This is a genomic window from Streptomyces sp. NPDC088733, from assembly GCF_044751185.1.
Classification (GTDB): domain Bacteria; phylum Actinomycetota; class Actinomycetes; order Streptomycetales; family Streptomycetaceae; genus Actinacidiphila.
In genome coordinates, this window is the sequence record NZ_JBIVLH010000003.1 from 62922 (window position 1) to 82987 (window position 20066).

The 20066-nt window shown below is 72.4% G+C and carries 21 protein-coding genes; 14 read left to right on the forward strand and 7 right to left on the reverse strand.

Annotated features, from left to right (window positions below):
- Positions 1-60: 60 nt before the first annotated feature.
- Positions 61-435, reverse strand: a complete 375-nt coding sequence (locus ACIP64_RS06360) for a peptidase inhibitor family I36 protein (RefSeq protein WP_401582499.1) — start codon at positions 433-435, stop codon at positions 61-63.
- Between the two features lie 137 nt (positions 436-572).
- Entirely contained in the window at positions 573-2174 is a 1602-nt protein-coding gene (locus ACIP64_RS06365) for an MFS transporter (RefSeq protein ID WP_401582501.1), read from the reverse strand.
- A gap of 107 nt (positions 2175-2281) precedes the next feature.
- Between ACIP64_RS06365 and ACIP64_RS06370 the strand changes: the two genes are divergently transcribed.
- Genes ACIP64_RS06370 through ACIP64_RS06380 form a run of 3 tightly spaced genes read left to right on the forward strand, consistent with a single transcriptional unit; the run spans position 2282 to position 5055 of the window.
- Entirely contained in the window at positions 2282-2965 is a 684-nt protein-coding gene (locus ACIP64_RS06370) for a TetR/AcrR family transcriptional regulator (RefSeq protein ID WP_401582503.1), read from the forward strand.
- Between the two features lie 53 nt (positions 2966-3018).
- Complete coding sequence (locus ACIP64_RS06375; protein ID WP_401582505.1) at positions 3019-4215, forward strand: alpha/beta hydrolase; 1197 nt, start codon at positions 3019-3021, stop codon at positions 4213-4215.
- A gap of 54 nt (positions 4216-4269) precedes the next feature.
- Complete coding sequence (locus ACIP64_RS06380) at positions 4270-5055, forward strand: DUF4429 domain-containing protein (protein WP_401582506.1); 786 nt, start codon at positions 4270-4272, stop codon at positions 5053-5055.
- Here the strand turns inward: ACIP64_RS06380 and ACIP64_RS06385 are convergent.
- Both ACIP64_RS06385 and ACIP64_RS06390 read right to left on the reverse strand, forming a co-directional pair.
- Positions 5016-6035, reverse strand: a complete 1020-nt coding sequence (locus tag ACIP64_RS06385; RefSeq protein ID WP_401582508.1) for an aldo/keto reductase — start codon at positions 6033-6035, stop codon at positions 5016-5018. The genes ACIP64_RS06380 and ACIP64_RS06385 overlap by 40 nt on opposite strands.
- 5 nt (positions 6036-6040) lie before the next feature.
- Positions 6041-6502, reverse strand: coding sequence for a MerR family transcriptional regulator (locus ACIP64_RS06390; RefSeq protein WP_401582510.1), 462 nt, complete (start codon positions 6500-6502; stop codon positions 6041-6043).
- Positions 6503-6563: 61 nt separating this feature from the next.
- On the opposite strand from ACIP64_RS06390, the gene ACIP64_RS06395 reads away from it, so the two are divergent.
- On the forward strand, positions 6564-7382 hold the full coding sequence (locus tag ACIP64_RS06395; protein WP_401582512.1) for a serine hydrolase domain-containing protein: 819 nt from the start codon (positions 6564-6566) through the stop codon (positions 7380-7382).
- Between the two features lie 313 nt (positions 7383-7695).
- Here the strand turns inward: ACIP64_RS06395 and ACIP64_RS06400 are convergent, their stop codons facing one another.
- Both ACIP64_RS06400 and ACIP64_RS06405 read right to left on the reverse strand, forming a co-directional pair.
- A complete protein-coding gene (locus ACIP64_RS06400) occupies positions 7696-8412 on the reverse strand; it encodes a cache domain-containing protein (RefSeq protein WP_401582514.1) in 717 nt (238 codons plus the stop codon).
- Positions 8413-8465: 53 nt separating this feature from the next.
- Positions 8466-9206, reverse strand: a complete 741-nt coding sequence (locus ACIP64_RS06405; RefSeq protein ID WP_401582515.1) for a FadR/GntR family transcriptional regulator — start codon at positions 9204-9206, stop codon at positions 8466-8468.
- 112 nt (positions 9207-9318) lie between these two features.
- Between ACIP64_RS06405 and ACIP64_RS06410 the strand changes: the two genes are divergently transcribed.
- The 9 genes from ACIP64_RS06410 (at position 9319) to fabF (ending at position 18330) form a co-directional block, all read left to right on the forward strand.
- Positions 9319-10425, forward strand: coding sequence for an ABC transporter ATP-binding protein (locus ACIP64_RS06410; RefSeq protein WP_401582517.1), 1107 nt, complete (start codon positions 9319-9321; stop codon positions 10423-10425).
- A complete protein-coding gene (locus ACIP64_RS06415) occupies positions 10416-11609 on the forward strand; it encodes an ABC transporter substrate-binding protein (protein WP_401582519.1) in 1194 nt (397 codons plus the stop codon). Before ACIP64_RS06410 ends, ACIP64_RS06415 begins: the two co-directional genes overlap by 10 nt.
- Positions 11610-11616: 7 nt before the next feature.
- The gene (locus tag ACIP64_RS06420; protein ID WP_401582521.1) at positions 11617-12504 is read left to right on the forward strand and encodes an ABC transporter permease; all 888 of its coding nucleotides are present in this window, start codon (positions 11617-11619) and stop codon (positions 12502-12504) included.
- A 12-nt stretch (positions 12505-12516) separates the two neighbouring features.
- Entirely contained in the window at positions 12517-13341 is an 825-nt protein-coding gene (locus ACIP64_RS06425) for an ABC transporter permease (RefSeq protein WP_401582523.1), read from the forward strand.
- A 65-nt stretch (positions 13342-13406) separates the two neighbouring features.
- A complete protein-coding gene (locus ACIP64_RS06430) occupies positions 13407-14606 on the forward strand; it encodes a helix-turn-helix domain-containing protein (RefSeq protein ID WP_360906590.1) in 1200 nt (399 codons plus the stop codon).
- A 101-nt stretch (positions 14607-14707) separates the two neighbouring features.
- Positions 14708-15631, forward strand: coding sequence for an ACP S-malonyltransferase (locus ACIP64_RS06435; protein WP_401582525.1), 924 nt, complete (start codon positions 14708-14710; stop codon positions 15629-15631).
- A gap of 14 nt (positions 15632-15645) precedes the next feature.
- Entirely contained in the window at positions 15646-16680 is a 1035-nt protein-coding gene (locus ACIP64_RS06440; protein WP_401582526.1) for a ketoacyl-ACP synthase III, read from the forward strand.
- A gap of 75 nt (positions 16681-16755) precedes the next feature.
- Complete coding sequence (locus ACIP64_RS06445; RefSeq protein ID WP_319662619.1) at positions 16756-17004, forward strand: acyl carrier protein; 249 nt, start codon at positions 16756-16758, stop codon at positions 17002-17004.
- 63 nt (positions 17005-17067) lie between these two features.
- On the forward strand, positions 17068-18330 hold the full coding sequence (fabF, locus tag ACIP64_RS06450; protein WP_401582528.1) for a beta-ketoacyl-ACP synthase II: 1263 nt from the start codon (positions 17068-17070) through the stop codon (positions 18328-18330).
- 87 nt (positions 18331-18417) lie between these two features.
- Here fabF and ACIP64_RS06455 read toward each other — a convergent pair whose 3' ends face one another.
- Positions 18418-19386, reverse strand: coding sequence for a beta-ketoacyl-ACP synthase III (locus tag ACIP64_RS06455; protein WP_401582529.1), 969 nt, complete (start codon positions 19384-19386; stop codon positions 18418-18420).
- Positions 19387-19448: 62 nt separating this feature from the next.
- Here ACIP64_RS06455 and ACIP64_RS06460 point away from each other — a divergent pair, with 62 nt between their 5' ends.
- The gene (locus tag ACIP64_RS06460) at positions 19449-20051 is read left to right on the forward strand and encodes a TetR/AcrR family transcriptional regulator (protein ID WP_401582530.1); all 603 of its coding nucleotides are present in this window, start codon (positions 19449-19451) and stop codon (positions 20049-20051) included.
- The last annotated feature ends 15 nt before the right edge of the window (positions 20052-20066 follow it).

Consider the following 20066-nt stretch of genomic DNA (forward strand, 5'->3'; position numbering starts at 1 on the left):
CACCAGGGCCCCCACCGCGGTCGCGGTGGGGGCCCTGCCCGTCTGCCTGTCTGCACGGCGTCATTGGTCGACGATCTGGAAGGCCCGGATCGTGTGCCGGGACTCGGGCACCCATGTGCCGGACGGGAACGTCTCGAAGTCGCCCTCGGTGGAGCACTCGGCGCTCTGGTAGGTCGTCACGAGCTTGCGGGTGCGGTTGGCGAAGGACTTCGCGGTGACACCGGCGGGCAGCGGCACGCAGGAGTTGACGTCGGTGTCGGCGAGTTCGTGGACCGCGCGGGTGCCGCCGTAGTCCGGCCGGGCCCACAGGCACAGTTCGCCGGGGTCGCAGCCGCCCGCGGGGGCCGCGCCCGCCGCGGCGGGGGACACCAGGGCGGCGGCGCTCGCGGCCAGGGCGAGCGGCAGGGTCAGGGTCAGGGTCAGGGCACGGCGCATGTGGATCACTCCCCGTTGTCGGTACGGCGTCGTCGCGGCACCCGAAGGCACCGGTACGGAGCACCACCGTGAACGACGAGGCCCGGGGCCGCCAAGGGCCCCGGGCCTCGATCACCCTGATAGGGAGTTCACCCGTGTCAGACGTGCACCGCGCCGCCCGCGGCGTCCGCGTTGACGCCGCGCCGGGTCAGGAAGGCGACACCCGCCGCGAAGGCGGCCACGACGCCGGCGACCGTGAAGGCCAGGCCCATCCCGGACAGGAAGGTCTCGTGCGTGACCTTCGTGATCATCGCGACGACCTCGGCCGGGGTGTTCGGGGCGACCGGCGGCACACCCACCACGACCGCGTCGGCGGCCTGCGCGGCCTGGTCGCCCTTGAGCGGGGGCAGCCCCGCGGCGGCCCACTTCTCGGGCAGCGCGCTGTCCACCCGCGAGGCCATGACCGTCCCCAGGACGGCGGTGCCGAGGCTGCCGCCGACCTGCATGGCGGAGCCCTGGAGACCGCCGGCCACGCCGGACAGCTCCAGCGAGGCGTTGCCGACGATGACGTCGGTGGCGCCGACCATCACCGGGGCGAGGCCGAGGCCGAGCAGCGCGAACCACAGGGACATGATCAGCGAACCGGAGTCGGCCTCCAGGCCGGTCATGCCGAACATGGCGACCGCCGTGCAGACCATGCCGCCGACCAGCGGCACCTGGGGGCCGAACTTGGTGATCAGCAGGCCGGCGACCGGCGAGCTGACGATCATCATCGCGGTGAGCGGCAGCAGATGGACACCGCACTCCACCGCCGACATCCCGTGGACGTTCTGCAGGTAGAACGTGACGAAGAACAGGCCGCCGAGGAAGGCGAAGGCCATCAGCACCATCAGCAGGGTGCCCGCCGACAGCGGTACCGAGCGGAACATCCGCAGCGGGATCAGCGGCTCGGAGGCCCTGGTCTCCCAGAACGCGAACAGCACGAACAGCAGCACGGAGCCGATCAGGAAGAGCAGGGTCTGCGCATTGCCCCAGCCCCACTCCGGAGCCTTGATCAGGCCCCACACCAGGCCGAACATCGCGCCGGAGAGCAGCAGGATGCCGGGGATGTCGAAGGACCGCGGCGCCTTCTCGGCGCGGACGTCCTTGAGGATCACCAGGCCCAAGGCGAGCGCGACCAGGCCGACGGGCACGTTGATGAAGAAGACGGACTCCCAGTTGACGTGCTCGACCAGCAGACCGCCCGCGATCGGCCCGGCGGCGGTGGAGGCGCCGATCACCATGCCCCAGATGCCGATGGCCATGTTGAGCTTCTCGGCCGGGAAGGTGGCCCGCAGCAGGCCGAGCGCGGCAGGCTGGAGCAGCGCGCCGAACACACCCTGCAGCACGCGGAGCGCGATCACCATGCCGACCCCGCTGGAGAGGCCGATCAGCCCCGAGGTGAGGGCGAAGCCCGCGAGGCCGATCAGGAAGGTCTGGCGGTGCCCGAAGCGGTCGCCGAGCTTGCCGGCGGTGATCAGCGACACGGCGAGCGCGAGCATGTACCCGGTGGTGATCCACTGGATCTGCTCGCGGGAGGCGCCGAGGTCGGCCTGGATGGCCGGGTTGGCGACGGCGACGATGGTGCCGTCCAGCGCCACCACCATGACGCCGATGGCTACCGAGAAGAGGGTCAGCCAGGGATGGCCGCGGAGGGGCTTCTTGGAGGGCGCCGGTATGGGCTCCGGTGCCTGGTCGGTGACGACGGAGGCTTGGGTCATGGGCAAGAGATTATGGCAGCATCTGACATTTGACCAAAGCATTCATCCGTCGGTTACTGACAGGAAGCGCGACCGGTTCGAAGGGGGTCCCGAAAGGTGGACGGCAGATGACGTACGCGATGCCCAAGACGCCCGTGTGCGGTCTGCGGGAACGCAAGAAGCAGCGCACGCGTGACGCGCTGGTGCGGGCCGCGGTGGAGTTGTTCGTGGCGCAGGGGTACGACGGGACGACCGTCGACGAGATAGCCGACGCGGTGGACGTCTCGCAGCGCACCTTCTTCCGCTACTTCGCGGGCAAGGAGGAGGTCGCCCTCGCGCTGGAGGACACCGTCGAGGACGCCTATGTCACCGCGGTGGCGGCCCGGCCGCCCGGCGAGCCGCCGTTCGAGGCGCTGCACGCGGCGCTGAGGGCGTCGTGGGACGGCATCGGCGCGCTCATCGTGGCCGTCGTGCCGCTGCCGACGTACATGGCGATGTACCGGGTGATCGAGTCGACGCCGACGCTGCTGGCCGCGCAGTTGCGCCGCTCGTCGGTGGTGGAGGGGCGACTGGCGGCCGTCATCGCCGCACGCGAGGGACTGGACGCGGCCGACCCGCGGCCGCGGGTGCTCGTGGGCGCCGTCGGCGGGGTGCTGAGGGCCGCCCAGCGGCTGTGGGGGGACGGCGACGAGACCACCGTGGAGTCGATCCGCAGGATCACCGAGGAGCACCTGGCCCTGCTGGTCCCCGTGCTGACACAACCGTGGGACGAGCACAAGGGTGTGTCCGGAATCTCCTTCTTTCAAACGTGACTTGAGTCACGGCGTGCTCAGGGGACCTGCGGCGTCTCCTATGGTGGCACGCAGTGAATTTCGCCGACGAGCGTTTCAGCTCCCCCTCCCTGCGCGCCCTCCTGGCTCTTGCCGTGGTCTTCGTCATGCTGTCGACCACCGGCTGGACGGCGCTGCGTCATCACCAAGGTGACAACGACGCCAAGTCCGTTGCCCTGGCCGCCTGGCGGCACGGGACGGTGGGCGGCCGTGCGCTGCCCGACCCGCAGGCGGGGGCGAAGGCGCTGGCACGCTTCTTCGGCACACTCGCCCCGAAGCAGGCCCAGCGCCTGGCGAAGCGCTACCCGTTGATCGTGGGCAACCTCAACGGCGCGCCACTGGCCCTGCGTTACCAGGCCAACCGGATCGCGCTCGGCACCGAGCGGGCCCGGGAGAACGCCCGCTCGCACAGCCCCCTGCTCACCACCGAGGGCCGGCAGGACGCGGCCGGCCGGGCGAGCCGCTACGCCTCCCTCCAGCGGCCCGGCCGGCAGATCCTGGCCTTCGACCCCGCGGGCCGGGGCCGGGTCGCCGAGGTCTTCGGCGACCTCCAGCACGCACATCGGGTCTCGATCGTGGTGCCCGGGGTCGACACCGACGTGATGTCCTTCGAGCGCACCGCCCTCCCCTACCGGGCCCCGGTGGGCATGGCCCGCTCCCTGTACGGCGCCGAGCGGGCCGCCGACCCGCGGGCGCGCACGGCCGTCATCGCGTGGGCGGACTGGACCACCCCGCTGGGCGTGGGCCTGGACGCGTCCACCGGCGAACTCGCCGAGCAGGGTGCCGTCCGGCTGACCGCCCTGGTGGGGGCGCTGCCGACGCGCGGCGACGTCGCGCTGTTCTGCCATTCGTACGGCTCGGTGCTGTGCGGGGTGGCCGCGCCGGGCCTGCCGGCCGGCCGGGTCTCGGACATCACGGTCTTCGGCAGCCCCGGCATGCGGGTGGACCGGGCGGCCGATCTGCGCACCGGCGCCCGCGTGTGGGCGACCCGCGACAGCTCGGACTGGATCGGCGACGTGCCGCACCTGGAGATCGCGGGCCTGGGCCACGGCGCGGACCCGGTCTCGCGGGACTTCGGCGCCCGGGTGGTCAGCTCCGACGGCGCCGAGGGCCACGCGGGCTACTTCCGCTCGGGCACCGGCAGCCTCGCCAACTTCACCCGTATCGCGCTGGGGCGCTTTCCGGACATCCGCTGCGCCCAGGGGCGGTCCTGCACGGCGGGCGTGGCCTAGACCGGCCTGACGCGGCGGGTTCCCCCGGCGGGAACCCGGCCTACGATGACTCGTATGGGTGACGTATTGGCCGGATCCAACGCCGTATGGGAGTTCGATGCCGACGCGGTCCTCATCCGTTACGAGCGCGGTTTGCGCAACTCCAGACTGCTCCAGGTCCTCGGTCAGCGCCGCGTCCCCTACGCGGCGCTGACGGGCGTGGAGCTCGCGCCGGGCAGACGCGGCACCCTCGTGCTGCGCGCCCTGCCGCGGCGCGGCGCCGACCCTCTGATGGACGCGGCGGACGGCCAGCTCAAGGAGGCCGCCGACCCCTACCGCCTGGTGCTGCCCACCGCCGGCCAACCGCTCGCGGAGCAGTGCGCCGAGCGGCTGCTGACCGCGATCGGCGCCCTGGGCGCCGGTGAGGACGAGCCGGCCCCGCGCCACCTCGTGGACGTCCCCGCGCCGCCGCTGTCGTTCAAGGCGTACGACGGGCGGGCGTCCTTCGACGGGCACACGGTGACCTTCCGGTGGTCCTGGACCGGCGCCTCCACGCCCAAGTGGCGGGCCGGCGACCAGCACTTCCCCGTCGCCGGGCTGACCGGCCTGGAGTGGCGCTCACCCGAGGCGCCCCGAGGCCACCTGCGGCTGCTCCCCCGCGACGGCGGCGGCCGGTTGCCGGGCAGCGCGGACGACGACCCGGCGGCCGTGGTGTTCGGCCTCGGCTACGGCCCGGTCCACGAGTCGCTGCCGCTGGCCGCGGCCGTGCTGGCGGCCGTCCAGCGGGCCGCGCGGTCGCGGCCCGCCCTGGAGCGCGACGGCTACTCGCGCGCCGCCGACGTGGACGACATGTCCGCGTAGCGGTCACCGGCGACCTGTCCCGCGATCGGTTCCAGCCGGCCGAGCTCGGCCTCGTCGAGGACGATCCGGGTGGCGGCGGTGTTCTCCCGCACCCGGTCGGCCCTGCGGGTGCCCGGGATCGGGACGACGGCCAGTCCGTGCACCTGCGCCCGCTGCTGGACCCAGGCCAGGGCGATCTGGCCGGGCGTGGCGTCGTGCGCCTGCGCGGCCGCGCGGAGCGGCTCCAGCAGATCGGCGTTGCGCTCGGCGTTCTCGCCGGTGAAGCGCGGCTGGGCCTGCCGGAAGTCGTCCGCCCCCAGCTCGGACGCGTTCCGGAAGGAGCCGGCGAGGAAGCCGCGCCCGAGCGGGGAGTACGGCACCACGGCCACGCCCAGTTCGGCGGCGGCACCGGCGAGCGACACCTCCACGTCCCGGCTGAACAGCGACCACTCCGACTGCACCGCCGCGACCGGGTGCACCGCGTGCGCCTCGCGCAGTTCGGCGCCGGTCACCTCGGACAGGCCGAGGTGCCTGACCTTGCCGGCCCGCACCAGCTCCGCCATCGCGCCCACCGACTCGGCGAACGGCACGGCCGGGTCGCGGCGGTGCATGTAGTACAGGTCGATGACGTCCACGCCGAGGCGGCGCAGGCTGGCGTCGACGGCCTGCCGGATGTACTCGGGGTCGTTGCGGACACCGCGGTACCGCAGGTCGTCGGCCTTGCGCGCGATGCCGAACTTGGTGGCGAGGGTGATCTCGTCGCGGTGCGCCCGCACGAAGGGGGCGAGGAACTCCTCGTTCGCGCCCAGCCCGTAGACGTCGGCGGTGTCGAAGAGCGTGACGCCGAGGGCCAGGGCCTCCTCCAGCGTGGCGCGGGCGGCGGTCTCGTCGGTCGGTCCGTAGAACTCGCTGATGCCCATGCAGCCCAGGCCCTGCACGCCGACCAGGGGGCCGTCCGTGCCGAGCCCGACCTTGGCGATCGGCTCGTGTGTGTCGCTCATGCGCTTCATGCCCTCTCGGACGCCCTGGGGGCGTCGGCATAGACGTTGATCTTGTGGTCGAGGACCGCGAGGGTGTCCTGGAGCTCGGTGATCCGCTGGAGCACGTCGCGCCGGGTGGACTCCAGCAGGTCCCGGCGGTCGGGGAAGGTGTGGTCCCCCAGCCGCACCAGCTCGGCGTAGCGGACCATGTCCGCGACCGGCATCCCGGTCAGCCGCAGCTTGCCGACGAAGGCCAGCCAGTCCAGGTCGCGGCTGGTGAAGCGGCGCTGCCCGGTGTGGGAGCGGTCGACGTGCGGCATCAGCCCGATGCGCTCGTACCAGCGCAGGGTGTGCGCGCTCAGCCCGGTGAAGGCCGCCACCTCGCTGATCGTGTAGCGGTCCCGGCCGGCCGGGAGGGGCTGCGGCGCCTCGTCGGCGCAGTTGCGTACGCTGCCGGGCTTGTTCTTGGCCACCTGCGTCACGGTCATGGGTTCCACGCTAAAACCCTGGAGTGCACTCCAGGCAAGGCCATTCGTTAGGCTCACCGTCATGCGGAGCCTGAGCAGCCTGAGCGCGATAGAGAACTGGCCTGTCCCGACGGCCGCGGCGGCGGTCGTCCGCCACGACGGCACGCTCCTGGGAGCGTACGGCGACACCGGGCGGCGCTTCCCGCTGGCCTCGGTGACCAAGCCGCTGTCCGCCTACGCGGCGCTGGTCGCGGTCGAGGAGGGCGCGGTGGAGCTGGACGAGCCGGCCGGCCCCGAGGGCTCGACCGTACGGCATCTGCTCGCGCACACTTCCGGTCTCGCCTTCGACGAGCACCGCGTGATGGCCGCCCCCGGCACCCGGCGGATCTACTCCAACGCGGGCTTCGAGGCGCTGGCCGACCACATTGCCAAGGCCGCCGACATCCCCTTCGCCGAGTACCTGCGGCTGGCCGTGCTGGAGCCGCTCGGCATGCACGCCACCGACTGCCCGGGCTCGGCGGGCGCGGGCGCGATCTCGACCGTGGACGACCTGGTGCGCTTCGCCGCCGAGGTGCAGGCGCCGCGGCTGCTGGCCGCGGAGACGGTGGCGGCGGCCACCTCGGTGGCCTTCCCCGGGCTCAGGGGCGTGCTGCCCGGCTACGGCGGCCAGAACCCCAACGACTGGGGCCTGGGCTTCGAGATCCGGGACCACAAGTCCCCCCACTGGACCGGCGCTTCCTCCTCGCCGCGCACCTTCGGGCACTTCGGGCAGTCCGGCACGTTCCTGTGGGTCGACCCGGAGGCCGGCGCGGCCTGCGTGGTGCTGACGGACCGTGACTTCGGCGAGTGGGCCCTGCCGTTGTGGCCCGCGCTCACGGACGCGGTGCTGTCGGAAGTCTGACGCGGCCGGCGCTTCGCCACCGAGGTGCGGGCGCCGCGGAGCCGGCTTCCCCCGGGCCACGAGAACGGGCGTCTCCCCGGCTCCGTCGCGTGGGCATCGCCGCTCCGGCCCGCACTCACGGACGCGGTGCTGTCGGAAGCGTGACGAGCGTCAGCGGGATCGGTGGAGGCGGCCACCCGGCCACGGGCGTTGACCAGTGCGGCCGGAGCGGGCAGCCGCCGCAGCAGCGGCAGCACAGCGGCCTCGAAGTGCCGCAGGTGGACATCGGCCGCGGCCGCACCGAGGAAGCGCCCGCCGTGCCGCACCGGCCCGCTCACGGACGCGGTGCTCGCGAAAGCGTCACGAGCGTCAGCGGGATCGGCCCGCAGGAACGCCCGCTGAAGCTCCGCAGGAGCGAGCCCGCCAGATGCCGCGGATCGGTGGAGGCCGCCACCCGGCCACGGGCGTTGACCAATGCGGCCGGAGCGGGCAGCCGCCGCAGCAGCGGCAGCACAGCGGCCTCGAAGTGCCGCAGGTAGACGTCGGCGGCGGCCACGCCGAGGAAGCGCCCGCGGTACCGGACCGGCACCGACAGCGTGAGGCTGTACTCGTCGGAGCACAGGTAGTCGACGTAGGGCCCGGCGACCGCGCGCTCGCCGGTGGCGCGGGGCAGCGCGAACCAGTCCCAGTGCGTGTAGTCGGAGTAGGCCGAGGTCGCCGGGTCGAGGTCCAGCAGCAGCGGACGCAACTCCCCGTCGCGGTGGGTCTGCCACCACTCCAGCCAGGCCGGTACGTCGCCGAGCAGCCCGGGTTCGGCGATGAAGCCGATGCCGGAGATCAAGTCGCCCTGGCCGCGCAGCCGGTCGTGCAGCAGCGGCCGCAGCGCGGCGAGGTCGGCGGTGGTCGGCGCGCGGCCGGCGGCGCGCACCGCGGCGACGGCGGTGGTGCGTTCGGCGACCTGGGTGACGGCGGCGAAGACGTCCTCGAGCGCGGCGCGGACCCGGTCCACGACACCGGCGGCGACGGACTCGACGACGGTTGATGAGCTCATGACCACGGCGAATGCCTCCGGTGCGGGAGGACGGGAGGTACGGGGCGCCCGGGTCAGCCGGCGGCGGCCAGTCGCAGTCCGATCAGGCGCTCCATCGCGTCCTGCACCCGCCGTTCGGCCAGGGACCTGGCCCGTTCCGCGTCGCCTTCGCGCACGGCGCCGATCAGCGCGCGGTGCAGCGCGACGGCCGCCGCGCGGGCGTCGTCCTCCCCGAGTGCGAGACAGATTAGCGCTCCGATCTCCGCCTGGATACGGATCTCCTCCTTGGTGAGACGGGCCGACTGGGAGGCGGCGGCGAGTTCCACATGGAGCCGGCCGTAGACCCGGCCGCGGGCGGTGAGTTCGTCGGCGGCCTCGAACTCCTCCAGGGAGCGCTGGAGGGGGGCGAGGTCGTCCGGCCCGGTGCGCTCGGCGGCCAGCCGGGCGGCGGATCCGGCGACGGCGGCCCAGTGGTCGGCGAGGTCGCGCAGTTCCTCGGTGCTCCAGTCGGCGAGCCGGTGGGCGAGCCGGACGTCCCGGGGCCGGCCGGGGGCGGTGACGAAGCTGCCGCCGCCGCGGCCGCGGCGGGTGGTGACCAGCCCCTGCTGCCGCAGGGCCATGAGCGCCTCGCGCAGGGTCACCGTGGACACGCCCAGCCGGGTGGCCAGTTCGCTCTCGCCGGGCAGTTGCTCCCCGTCGGCCAGCAGGCCCAGCTCGATGGCGTCCGCCAGCCGCCGTACGACCGCGTCCACCCGGGCGAGGTTGCCGACGGGTGCGAAGACGGCGTGCAGCGCGCCATTCGAAAGTTTGCTCACCCGGTCACCTTCTCACTTGGCGAAAGTTTTACCCCGGCCAGGCCTTGTCCTCTGAAATATAACTTCATAGGTTTTCGATCAACGCCCGCGCGAACAGAAAGGTTCCCCGCCCATGGAGGGAACGGACAGCGGAACGGCCGGGGGGACGGCCGACGGATCGCCCGCCGGGACACCTGCCGTGCGCCTGCGGGGCCTCGACAAGTCGTTCGGACCGGTGCACGCGGTCGACACGATCGACCTGGAGATCGGCGACGGCGAGTTCTTCTCGATGCTGGGCCCCTCGGGCTCCGGCAAGACCACCGTGCTGCGCATGGTCGCGGGCTTCGAGACGCCCACCGCAGGCACCGTCGAACTCGCCGGCCGGGACGTCACCCGCCTCGCCCCCTTCGAGCGGGACGTCAACACCGTCTTCCAGGACTACGCCCTCTTCCCGCACATGACGGTCGAGCAGAACGTCGCCTACGGGCTGAAGGTCCGCAAGGTGCCCCGGGCCGAGCGCGCCGAGCGCGTCCGCGCCGCCCTCGCCTCGGTCCGGCTGGCGGACTTCGGCGGGCGCCGCCCCGACCGGCTCTCCGGCGGTCAGCGGCAGCGCGTCGCACTGGCCCGCGCCCTGGTCAACCGCCCGAAGGTGCTGCTGCTGGACGAGCCGCTGGGGGCGCTCGACCTCACCCTGCGCGAGCAGATGCAGGTCGAACTCAAGGCGCTCCAGCGCGAGGTCGGCATCACCTTCGTCCTCGTCACCCACGACCAGGAGGAGGCGCTGGCCCTCAGCGACCGGATCGCCGTCTTCAGCAACGGCCGGATCGAGCAGGTCGGCACCCCCGCCGAGGTGTACGAGCGGCCCGCCACCCCCTTCGTCGCCGGCTTCGTCGGCACGTCCAACCTGCTCACCGACGAGAGCGGGACGTACAGCGTCCGGCCCGAGAAGATCCGGCTGCTGGACCCCGGGGAGAAGGCGCCCGCCGGGGACGGCACGGGCGACGACGCGCTGCGCACCGTCTCCGGCACCGTCGCCGAGGTCGTCTACCTCGGCGACGCCACCCGGTTCCTGGTCGACCTGGACGACGGCGGCCGGGTGACCGCCCTCCAGCAGAACCGGGAGACCTCCTCGGCGGACGTCGCCGCGTACCGGGGCACCCGCGTCCGCCTCCAGTGGCACCGCCGCCACCACGTCACCGTCCAGCCCGCAGCACCGGAAACGGAGTCCACGTGCGTCTGACCCGTACCCTCGCCGCCTGCACCGTCCTGGCCCTGGCCACCGCCTGCGGCGGGTCCTCCTCCGACAAGGGCTCCGGCTCCGGGAGCGGTTTCACCCCGCCGAAACTCAGCGCGCAGAAGACCCTCGGCAAGACCGAGGGCGCGGTCAACCTGATCGCCTGGGCCGGATACGCCGAGGACGGCTCCAACGACAAGTCCGTCGACTGGGTCACGCCCTTCGAGAAGGAGACCGGCTGCCAGGTCAACACCAAGGTGGCCGGCACCTCCGACGAGATGGTCAGCCTGATGAAGACCGGCCAGTACGACGCCGTCTCCGCCTCCGGCGACGCCTCGCTGCGCCTGATCGCCTCCGGCGACGCCGCCCCGGTCAACACCGCCCTGGTGCCCAACTACAAGGACATCTTCCCGAGTCTGAAGATGCAGAAGTGGAACTCGGTGGGCGGTGTCGCCTACGGCATCCCGCACGGCCGCGGCGCCAACCTGCTGATGTACCGCACCGACAAGGTCTCCCCCGCGCCCACCTCCTGGTCCGCGGTGTTCGACAAGTCCGCCCCGTACAAGGGCCATGTCACCGCCTACGACTCGGCGATCTACCTCGCGGACGCCGCGCTGTACCTGATGAAGACGAAGCCGGAGCTGGGCATCAAGGACCCGTACGCCCTGGACCAGAAGCAGTTCGACGCCTCGGTGGCACTGCTGAAGGAGCAGAACGCCAACATCGGCGAGTACTGGAGCGACTACCTCAAGGAGATCTCCGCGTTCAAGAGCGGCGACTCCGTCATCGGCACCAGCTGGCAGGTCATCGCCAACCTCGCGGAGGCCGAGAAGGCCAAGGTCGCCGCCGTCCTGCCGAGCGAGGGCGCGACCGGCTGGTCCGACACCTGGATGATCTCCGCGAAGGCCCAGCACCCCAACTGCGCCTACAAATGGCTGGACTGGATCGTCTCGCCCAAGGTCAACGCCCAGGTCGCCGAGTGGTTCGGCGAGGCCCCGTCGAACGCCAAGTCCTGCGCGCTGACCGCCGACAAGAACCACTGCACCGTCTTCCACGCCGCCGACGAGCCGTACTGGAAGCAGGTCCACTTCTGGAACACCCCGATCCCGCAGTGCCTCGACGGCCGCACCGACGTGACATGCGTCCCCTACGCCAAGTGGGTCCAGGCCTGGACCGAGATCAAGGGCTGAGCCGTCGGTGACCACCACGTTCCCCACGTCCGGCACGCCCGGGCGGCGGCTGGCAGGCTTCCTGCACCGCCGCCCGCGGCTGCGGCTGTCCCTGCTGCTGTCCGCCCCGCTGCTGTGGCTCGTCCTCGCCTACCTGGGCTCGCTGGCCGCGCTGTTCCTCTCCGCCTTCTGGACCACCGACCCCTTCACCTCGGACGTGGTGAAGGTCTGGAGCACCGACAACTTCCACGCCCTGTGGACGACCCCGGTCTACCGGGACGTCGCGCTGCGCAGCCTCGGTGTGGCGGTCGCGGTGACCGCCATCGACATCGTCGTCGCCTTCCCGATCGCGTTCTACACCGCGCGGGTGGCCGCCCCGAAGTACCGCCACCTGCTGGTCGTCGCCGTCCTCACCCCGCTGTGGGCCAGCTACCTGGTCAAGGCGTACGCCTGGCGGATCATGCTCTCCGAGAACGGGCCGCTGGACTGGGTGCTGAAGCCGCTGGGCCTCAGCGGCCCCGGCTACGGCCTGCCCGCGGCCGTCATGGTGCTGGCCTACCTGTGGCTGCCGTACATGATCCTGCCGATCCACGCGGGCCTCGAACAGCTGCCGGCCGGCCTGCTGGACGCCTCCGCCGACCTGGGCGCGCGCACCTGGCGCACCTTCAGGTCCGTGGTGCTGCCGATGGTGCTGCCCTCGGTCGCGGCGGGCTCGGTCTTCACCTTCTCGCTCAGCCTCGGCGACTACATCGCGGTGCAGATCGTCGGCGGCAAGACCCAGCTCATCGGCAACGTCGTCTACTCCAACATCACGCTCGACCTGCCGCTGGCCGCCGCGCTCGGCACGGTGCCGGTCGCGATCATCGTCGTCTACCTGCTGGCCGTGCGACGCACCGGCGCGCTCCAGAGTCTGTGAGGGCCGTACGCCATGCACCTGTCCCGACCCGCCCGGATCGCGCTGCGCGCCGCGGCCGCGCTCGGCTTCGCCGTCATCTACGTACCGCTGCTGCTGGTCCTGCTGAACTCCTTCAACGCCGACCGCGGCTTCGGCTGGCCGCCCTCCGGGCTCACCCTGCGCTGGTGGGGCGACGCCTGGCAGAGCGACGGTGCCCGCGCGGCGCTGTGGACCTCGGTGAAGGCCGGGCTCGGGGCGACTGCGGTGTCGCTGGTGCTGGGCACCCTGGTCGCGCTCGCCGTCCAGCGCCACCGGTTCTTCGGCCGTGAGGCGCTGTCCTTCGTGGTGGTCCTGCCGATCGCCCTGCCCGGCATCATCACCGGCATCGCGCTGAACACGGCGTTCCGCACGGTGCTGGAACCGCTCGGCGTGGGGCTCGGGCTGTTCACCGTCGTCGTGGGCCACGCCACCTTCTGCGTCGTGGTGGTCTTCAACAACGTCCTGGCCCGGCTGCGGCGCACCTCCGGCTCGTACGAGGAGGCGGCCATGGACCTGGGCGCCGACACCTTCCAGGTCTTCCGCGACATCACCTTCCCGCTGATCCGCTCGGCGCTGCTGGCGGGCGGGCTGCTGGCCTTCGCGCTCTCCTTCGACGAGATCGTGGTCACCACCTTCACCGCCGGGCCCGGCATCCAGACGCTGCCGGTGTGGATCTTCAGCAATATGGCCAGGCCCCAGCAGGCGCCCGTGGTCAACGTGGTCGCCGCGGTGCTGATCGTGCTGTCGGTGGTCCCGATCTACCTCGCCCAGCGGCTGTCCGCGGACACCGCCGGACACGCGGCAGGCGGCCGGATCTGACGCGCGGACGCGCGCAGAAGAGGGGTCCGTGCCATCCTTCCGCCCGGATAAGGCAGGCTTGTACCGTGCCAGAACCCGCGCAGAACGCATTCGACCCCGCCCGCGACCACTCCCACATCGCCACCCTGCGACGGCTGGAGAAGTCCGCGGGGCGCCTGGCGGCGGCAGCGATCGCTCGGATGGACGCGCAGCTGCCCTGGTACCGGGCCATGCCGCCGGAGAACCGCTCGTGGATCGGGCTCGTCGCGCAGGCGGGCATCGCGGCGTTCACCGAATGGTTCCGGCACCCGGAGACGCCGCAGGCGATCAGCACCGACGTCTTCGGCACCGCGCCGCGGGAGCTGACCCGGGCGATCTCGTTGCGCCAGACGGTGGAGATGGTGCGCACCACCATCGAGGTGATGGAGGCGGCCATCGACGAGGTCGCCGCCCCCGGCGACGAGTCGGTGCTGCGCGAGGCGCTGCTGGTGTACGCGCGGGAGATCGCCTTCGCAACGGCCCAGGTGTACGCCCAGGCCGCCGAGGCGCGCGGCGCCTGGGACGCCCGGCTGGAGTCCCTGGTGGTCAACGCGGTGCTGTCCGGGGAGGCCGACGAGGGCGTGCTGTCCCGGGCGGCGGCGCTGGGCTGGAGCTCGCCGGACAAGATCGTGGTCGTGCTGGGCACGGCACCCAACGGCGACAGCGAACTGACCGTGGAGGCGATCCGCCGGGCCGCGCGCCACGCCAAGCTCCAGGTGCTGACCGGTGTGCTGGGCGACCGGCTGATCGTGGTCGCGGGCGGCGACGACGAGCCGCTGCGCGTCGCCAAGGCGCTGATCGGCCCCTTCGCGGCGGGCCCGGTGGTGGCCGGACCGGTCGTCGGCGACCTGCTGTCGGCGTCCCGTTCCGCGCAGGCCGCGGCCGCCGGCCTGCGGGCCTGCGCCGCCTGGCCGGACGCCCCGCGCCCCGTGCAGGCGGACGATCTGCTGCCGGAGCGGGCGATGGCGGGGGACCGCTACGCCCGCGATCAGCTGGTGGAGGAGATCTACAGACCGCTGGAGGAAGCCGGTTCGGCGTTGCTGGAAACGCTCTCGGTCTACCTCGAGCAGGCCTCGTCGCTCGAAGGCGCGGCCCGTATGTTGTTCGTTCACCCCAACACCGTCCGGTACCGGCTCCGACGTGTGACGGACGTCACCGGCTGGTCCCCCTCGGATGTACGATCCGCATTCACCCTTCGCATCGCACTCATCCTGGGCCGGCTCTCCGACTCCGGACAGACACCGTAGGTGTACGCAGGGCATTTGTGGGACACCAACAAATCGCCCGTCGGTTCTTGGTCCCTGTCCCCACGGGCGGGGACGACCTCGCTCAAGAGAGAGTTGAAAGCGTGCTCGTACTCGTCGCTCCCGGCCAGGGTGCCCAGGCCCCCGGCTTCCTCGCCCCATGGCTCGATCTGCCCGGCGTCTCCGACCGCCTCGCGGAACTGTCCGCGACCGCCGGACTCGACCTCGCCCACTACGGCACCAAGGCCGAAGCGGAGGAGATCCGCGACACGGCCGTCGCCCAGCCGCTGCTGGTCGCCGCCGGCCTGGTCGCGGCGGAGCGGCTGCTGCCCGGCGCCGGCGCGCCGCACACGGTGGCCGGCCACAGCGTCGGTGAGATCACCGCCGCGGCGATCGGCGGGGTGCTGAGCGCCGACGCGGCGATGGCGTTCGTCCGCACCCGCAGCACGGCGATGGCCGCGGCCGCCGCCGTCACCGAGACCGGCATGTCGGCGGTGCTCGGCGGGGACCCGGACACGGTCGTGGCGCACCTGGAGAACCTCGGGCTCACCGCGGCGAACATCAACGGGGCCGGCCAGATCGTCGCAGCCGGCACGGCCGCGCAGCTGGCCGCGCTGACCGCGGACAAGCCGGAGAAGGCGCGGGTCATCCCGCTGAAGGTCGCGGGTGCCTTCCACACCCACCACATGGCCCCGGCCGTGGCCACCCTGGACGCGCTGGCGGGCACGCTGGAGGTCTCCGACCCGGTACTGCCGTACGTGTCCAACACCGACGGCAAGGTCGTCGCCGGCGGCGCCGAGATCGTCGCGCGGCTGGTGTCGCAGGTCTCCAACCCCGTGCGGTGGGATCTGTGCATGGACACCTTCAAGGAACTCGGCGTCACCGCCATCATCGAGCTGGTGCCGGGTGGCACTCTGGTGGGCCTGGCCAAGCGCGCGCTGCCCGGCGTCGCGACCCTGGCCCTCAAGACCCCCGACGACCTCGAGGCCGCCCGCGCGATCGTCGCCGAGCACGGCACCCAGGAATAGGAGTCCTCGCAGACATGACCGCGAAGATCAGGCCCGCCAAGGGCTCCCCGTACGCACGGATCATGGGTGTCGGCGGCTACCGGCCGACCCGCGTGGTGCCCAACGAGGTCATCCTGGAGCACATCGACTCCAGCGACGAGTGGATCCGCTCCCGCTCCGGCATCGCCTCCCGGCACTGGGCCGGCCCCGACGAGACGGTCTCCGAGATGTCCGTGATCGCGGCGGGCAAGGCCATCGCGGACGCGGGGATCTCGGCCGAGGACATCGGCGGCGTCATCGTCGCGACGGTCTCCCACTTCAAGCAGACCCCGGCGGTCGCGACCGAGATCGCGCACCGGATCGGCGCCGTCAAGCCGGCCGCCTTCGACATCTCCGCAGGCTGCGCGGGCTTCACGTACGCCGTGACGCTCGCCAAGGGCATGGTCACCGAGGGCAGTGCCAAGCACGTCCTGGTGATCGGCGTCGAGCGGCTGAGCGACCTGACCGACAAGTCCGACCGGGCCACCGCCTTCCTGTTCGGCGACGGCGCCGGCGCGGTCGTGATCGGCCCCGCCGACGAGCCGGAGATCGGCCCGACCGTGTGGGGTTCTGAGGGTGACAAGTCCAACACCATCACCCAGACCGTCGCATGGGACCGCTTCCGAGCGGGTGATGTCTCGGGGCTTCCGGTGGACGCCGACGGACAGGTGAAGTTCCCCGCCATCACCCAGGAGGGCCAGACGGTCTTCCGGTGGGCGGTCTTCGAGATGGCCAAGGTCGCCCAGGAGGCGCTGGACGCCGCCGGGATCACCGCGGACGACCTCGATGTCTTCATTCCGCACCAGGCCAACATGCGGATCATCGACTCGATGATCAAGGCGCTCAAGCTCCCCGAGCACGTCGCCGTGGCCCGCGACATCGAGACCACCGGCAACACCTCCGCCGCGTCGATCCCGCTCGCGATGGAGCGCCTGCTGGCGACCGGACAGGCCAAGAGCGGCGACACGGCCCTGATCATCGGTTTCGGGGCGGGTCTCGTGTACGCCGCCACGGTCGTTACCCTCCCCTAGTCAACACCCCACGCGGCGCCGCACTCCCGCCCGCCGCAGCCCGTAGTAACAGCACCGAAGAAGGAGAGCGCCGCAATGGCCGCCACCCAGGAAGAGATCGTCGAGGGTCTCGCCGAGATCGTGAACGAGATCGCCGGCATCCCCACCGAGGACGTCCAGCTGGACAAGTCCTTCACCGACGACCTGGACGTCGACTCGCTGTCCATGGTCGAGGTCGTCGTCGCCGCCGAGGAGCGCTTCGAGGTCAAGATCCCGGACGACGACGTCAAGCAGCTCAAGACCGTCGGCGACGCCGTCGACTACATCCTCAAGGCTCAGGCCTGATCCAGGCCGGCCCCGGACGACGTGTCTGTCGCCCGCCCTTCTAGACGTGGAGAGACAATCCCTGTGAGCCCGACCAATCACACCGTGGTCGTCACCGGTATCGGCGCAACCACTCCGCTGGGCGGGGACAGCGCGTCGAGCTGGGAGGGGCTGCTCGCCGGCCGTTCCGGCGTCACCGCCCTGACCCAGGACTGGGCGGCCGACCTGCCCGTGCGCATCGCGGCGCAGATCGCCGTGGAGCCGCTGGAGGTTCTGCCCCGCCCGGTCGCACGCAAGCTCGACCGTTCTGCCCAGTTCGCTCTGATCGCCACCCGTGAGGCATGGGCCGACGCGGGCTTCACCGCCAAGGCCGGCGAGGACAGCTCGGTCGACCCCGACCGCCTGGGCGCGGTGATCGCCTCCGGCATCGGCGGCGTCACCACCCTGCTCGACCAGTACGACAACCTGCTGGCGTCCGGCCCGCGCAAGGTGTCCCCGCACACCGTGCCGATGCTGATGCCCAACAGCCCCTCCGCCAACGTCGGCCTGGAGGTCAACGCCCGGGCCGGTGTGCACACCCCGGTCAGCGCCTGCGCCTCGGGCGCGGAGGCCGTCGGCTACGCGTACGAGATGATCCGCTCCGGCCGTGCCGACGTGGTCGTCGCCGGCGGCACCGAGGCGGCCATCCACCCGCTGCCGATCGCCGCCTTCGCCAACATGATGGCGATGTCCAAAAACAACGAGGACCCGCAGGGCGCCTCCCGCCCGTACGACAAGGCCCGCAACGGCTTCGTCCTCGGCGAGGGCGCCGGCGTCGTCATCCTGGAGTCGGCCGAGCACGCCGCCAAGCGCGGCGCCAAGGTCTACGCCGAGGTGCTGGGCCAGGGCCTGTCGGCCGACGCCCACCACATCGCGCAGCCGGAGCCCACCGGCCGCGGCATCGCCGCCGCGCTGGAGCAGCTGCTGACCGCGACGGGCATCGACCCGGCGCAGATCCACCACCTCAACGCGCACGCCACGTCCACCCCGCAGGGTGACGTCGCGGAGATCAAGGCGCTGCGCAAGGTCCTCGGCGACCACCTCGACCACGTGGCCATCTCGGCCACGAAGTCGATGACCGGTCACCTCCTGGGCGGCGCGGGCGGCATCGAGACGGTCGCGACCGTCCAGGCCCTGTACCACCGCACCGCCCCGCCGACGATCAACCTCACCGACCTCGACGACGAGATCGACCCAGGTCTGGTCTCCGGTGAGCCGCGCAAGCTGCCGGACGGTCAGATCGTGGCCGTCAACAACTCCTTCGGCTTCGGCGGCCACAACGTCGTCCTGGCCCTGCGTACCGTCTGACGGCAGGGCCGACCGGCCGCGGACCCCGAGGGCCGGCCCACTGCTCACGCGGTGGGCCGGCCCTCTGCGTTGCGGGCGGGCGCCCGGTCAGGGGCAGCTGACGACCTGTCCGGCCCAGGACAGCCCGCCGCCGAAACCGAGCAGCAGCACGGGGGCGCCCGGCGCCAGTTCACCGCGCTCGACGAGCTTGGAGAAGGCCAGGGGGACGGAGGCGGCGGAGGTGTTGCCGGAGTCGACGACGTCCTTGGCCACGACGGCTTCCGTGGCGCCGAGCTGACGGACCACCGACTCGATGATGCGCAGGTTGGCCTGGTGCGTCACGATGCCGCCGAGGTCGGCCACGGCGACGCCCGCGCGGCGGCAGGCCTCCTCCGCGATCGGGGCGAGGGTCGTGGTGGCCCAGCGGAAGACCGCCTGCCCGTCCTGGGCGAAGCGCGGCTGCCAGGCGCCCGTGAGCCGCACGGCGTCCGCCCGGGTGGGGTCGGAGCCCCAGACCACGGGGCCGACGCCCTGGAGCCCGCCAGGGCCCTCCGTGCCACCGTCCGGCACCGCGCTGAGGACGGCCGCCCCGGCGCCGTCGCCGAGCAGCACGCAGGTGCTGCGGTCGGTCCAGTCGGTGAGGTCGGACATCTTCTCGGCGCCGATGACGAGGGCGTGCCGCGCGGCTCCGGCGCGCACGGAGTGGTCGGCGGCGGCCAGCGCGGTGGTGAAGCCCGCGCAGGCGTTGTTGAGGTCGTAGGACGCGGGCGCGGTCGCCCCGAGCCGGGCGGCGACCTGGGCCGCGGTGCTCGGGGAGCGGTCGATGGCGCTGGAGGTGGCCACGACGACCAGGTCGATGTCGGCGGGCGCCAGGCCCGCGGAGGCCAGGGCCTTGCCGGCGGCGGCCGTCGCCATGTCGGCGACCGATTCGTCGTCGGCGGCGATGCGGCGGGTGGCGATGCCGGTGCGCTGCCGGATCCAGGCGTCGCTGGTGTCGACCATGGCGGCCAAGTCGTCGTTGGTGAGGACGCGTTCGGGCTGGTGGTGGCCGAGGGCGACGATACGGGTCGAGGTCATGCCGGAACTATAGCGACCGACCGATCGGACTCTAAAGAGGGGCGGCTCGCTACGATGGCCCCATGAGCCCACGCAAGTCCGCCACCGAGGCCCGCCACACCCGCGAGCGGATCATCGAACGCAGCGTCGCGGTCGCCTCCGTGGAGGGCCTGGAGGGCCTGACCATCGGCCGGCTCGCCACCGACCTCGGGATGAGCAAGTCCGGGCTGCTGGGCCACTTCGGCACCAAGGAGGCGCTGCAGATCGCCGCGCTGCGCCGGGCGTCGGAGATCTTCACCCGCGCCGTGTGGCTGCCGGCCGCGGGCAACCCGCCCGGCCTGGCCCGGCTGACGGCCATCTGCGAGGCCTGGGTGACCTACCTCGACCGCGAGCGGGAGGCCTTCCCCGGCGGCTGCCTGTTCACCGCCTCCGCCGTGGAGTTCGACGGGCGCGAGGGGCCGGTGCGGGACGCCGTGGCACGGCTGTACACCGTGTGGAAGCGGCGCCTGGTGCGGGATCTGCGGGCCGCCGTCGAACAGGGCGAACTGCCCCCGGACACCGATCCCGACCAGATCGTGTTCGAGCTCAACGGCGTCTACTTCGCGCTCAATCACGCCGTCCAGCTCTTCGGCGACCGGAGCGCCCCCGACCGCGCCCGGCGTGCGCTGCGCCGCGTCCTGCGCTGACGAATCAGCCCTTCG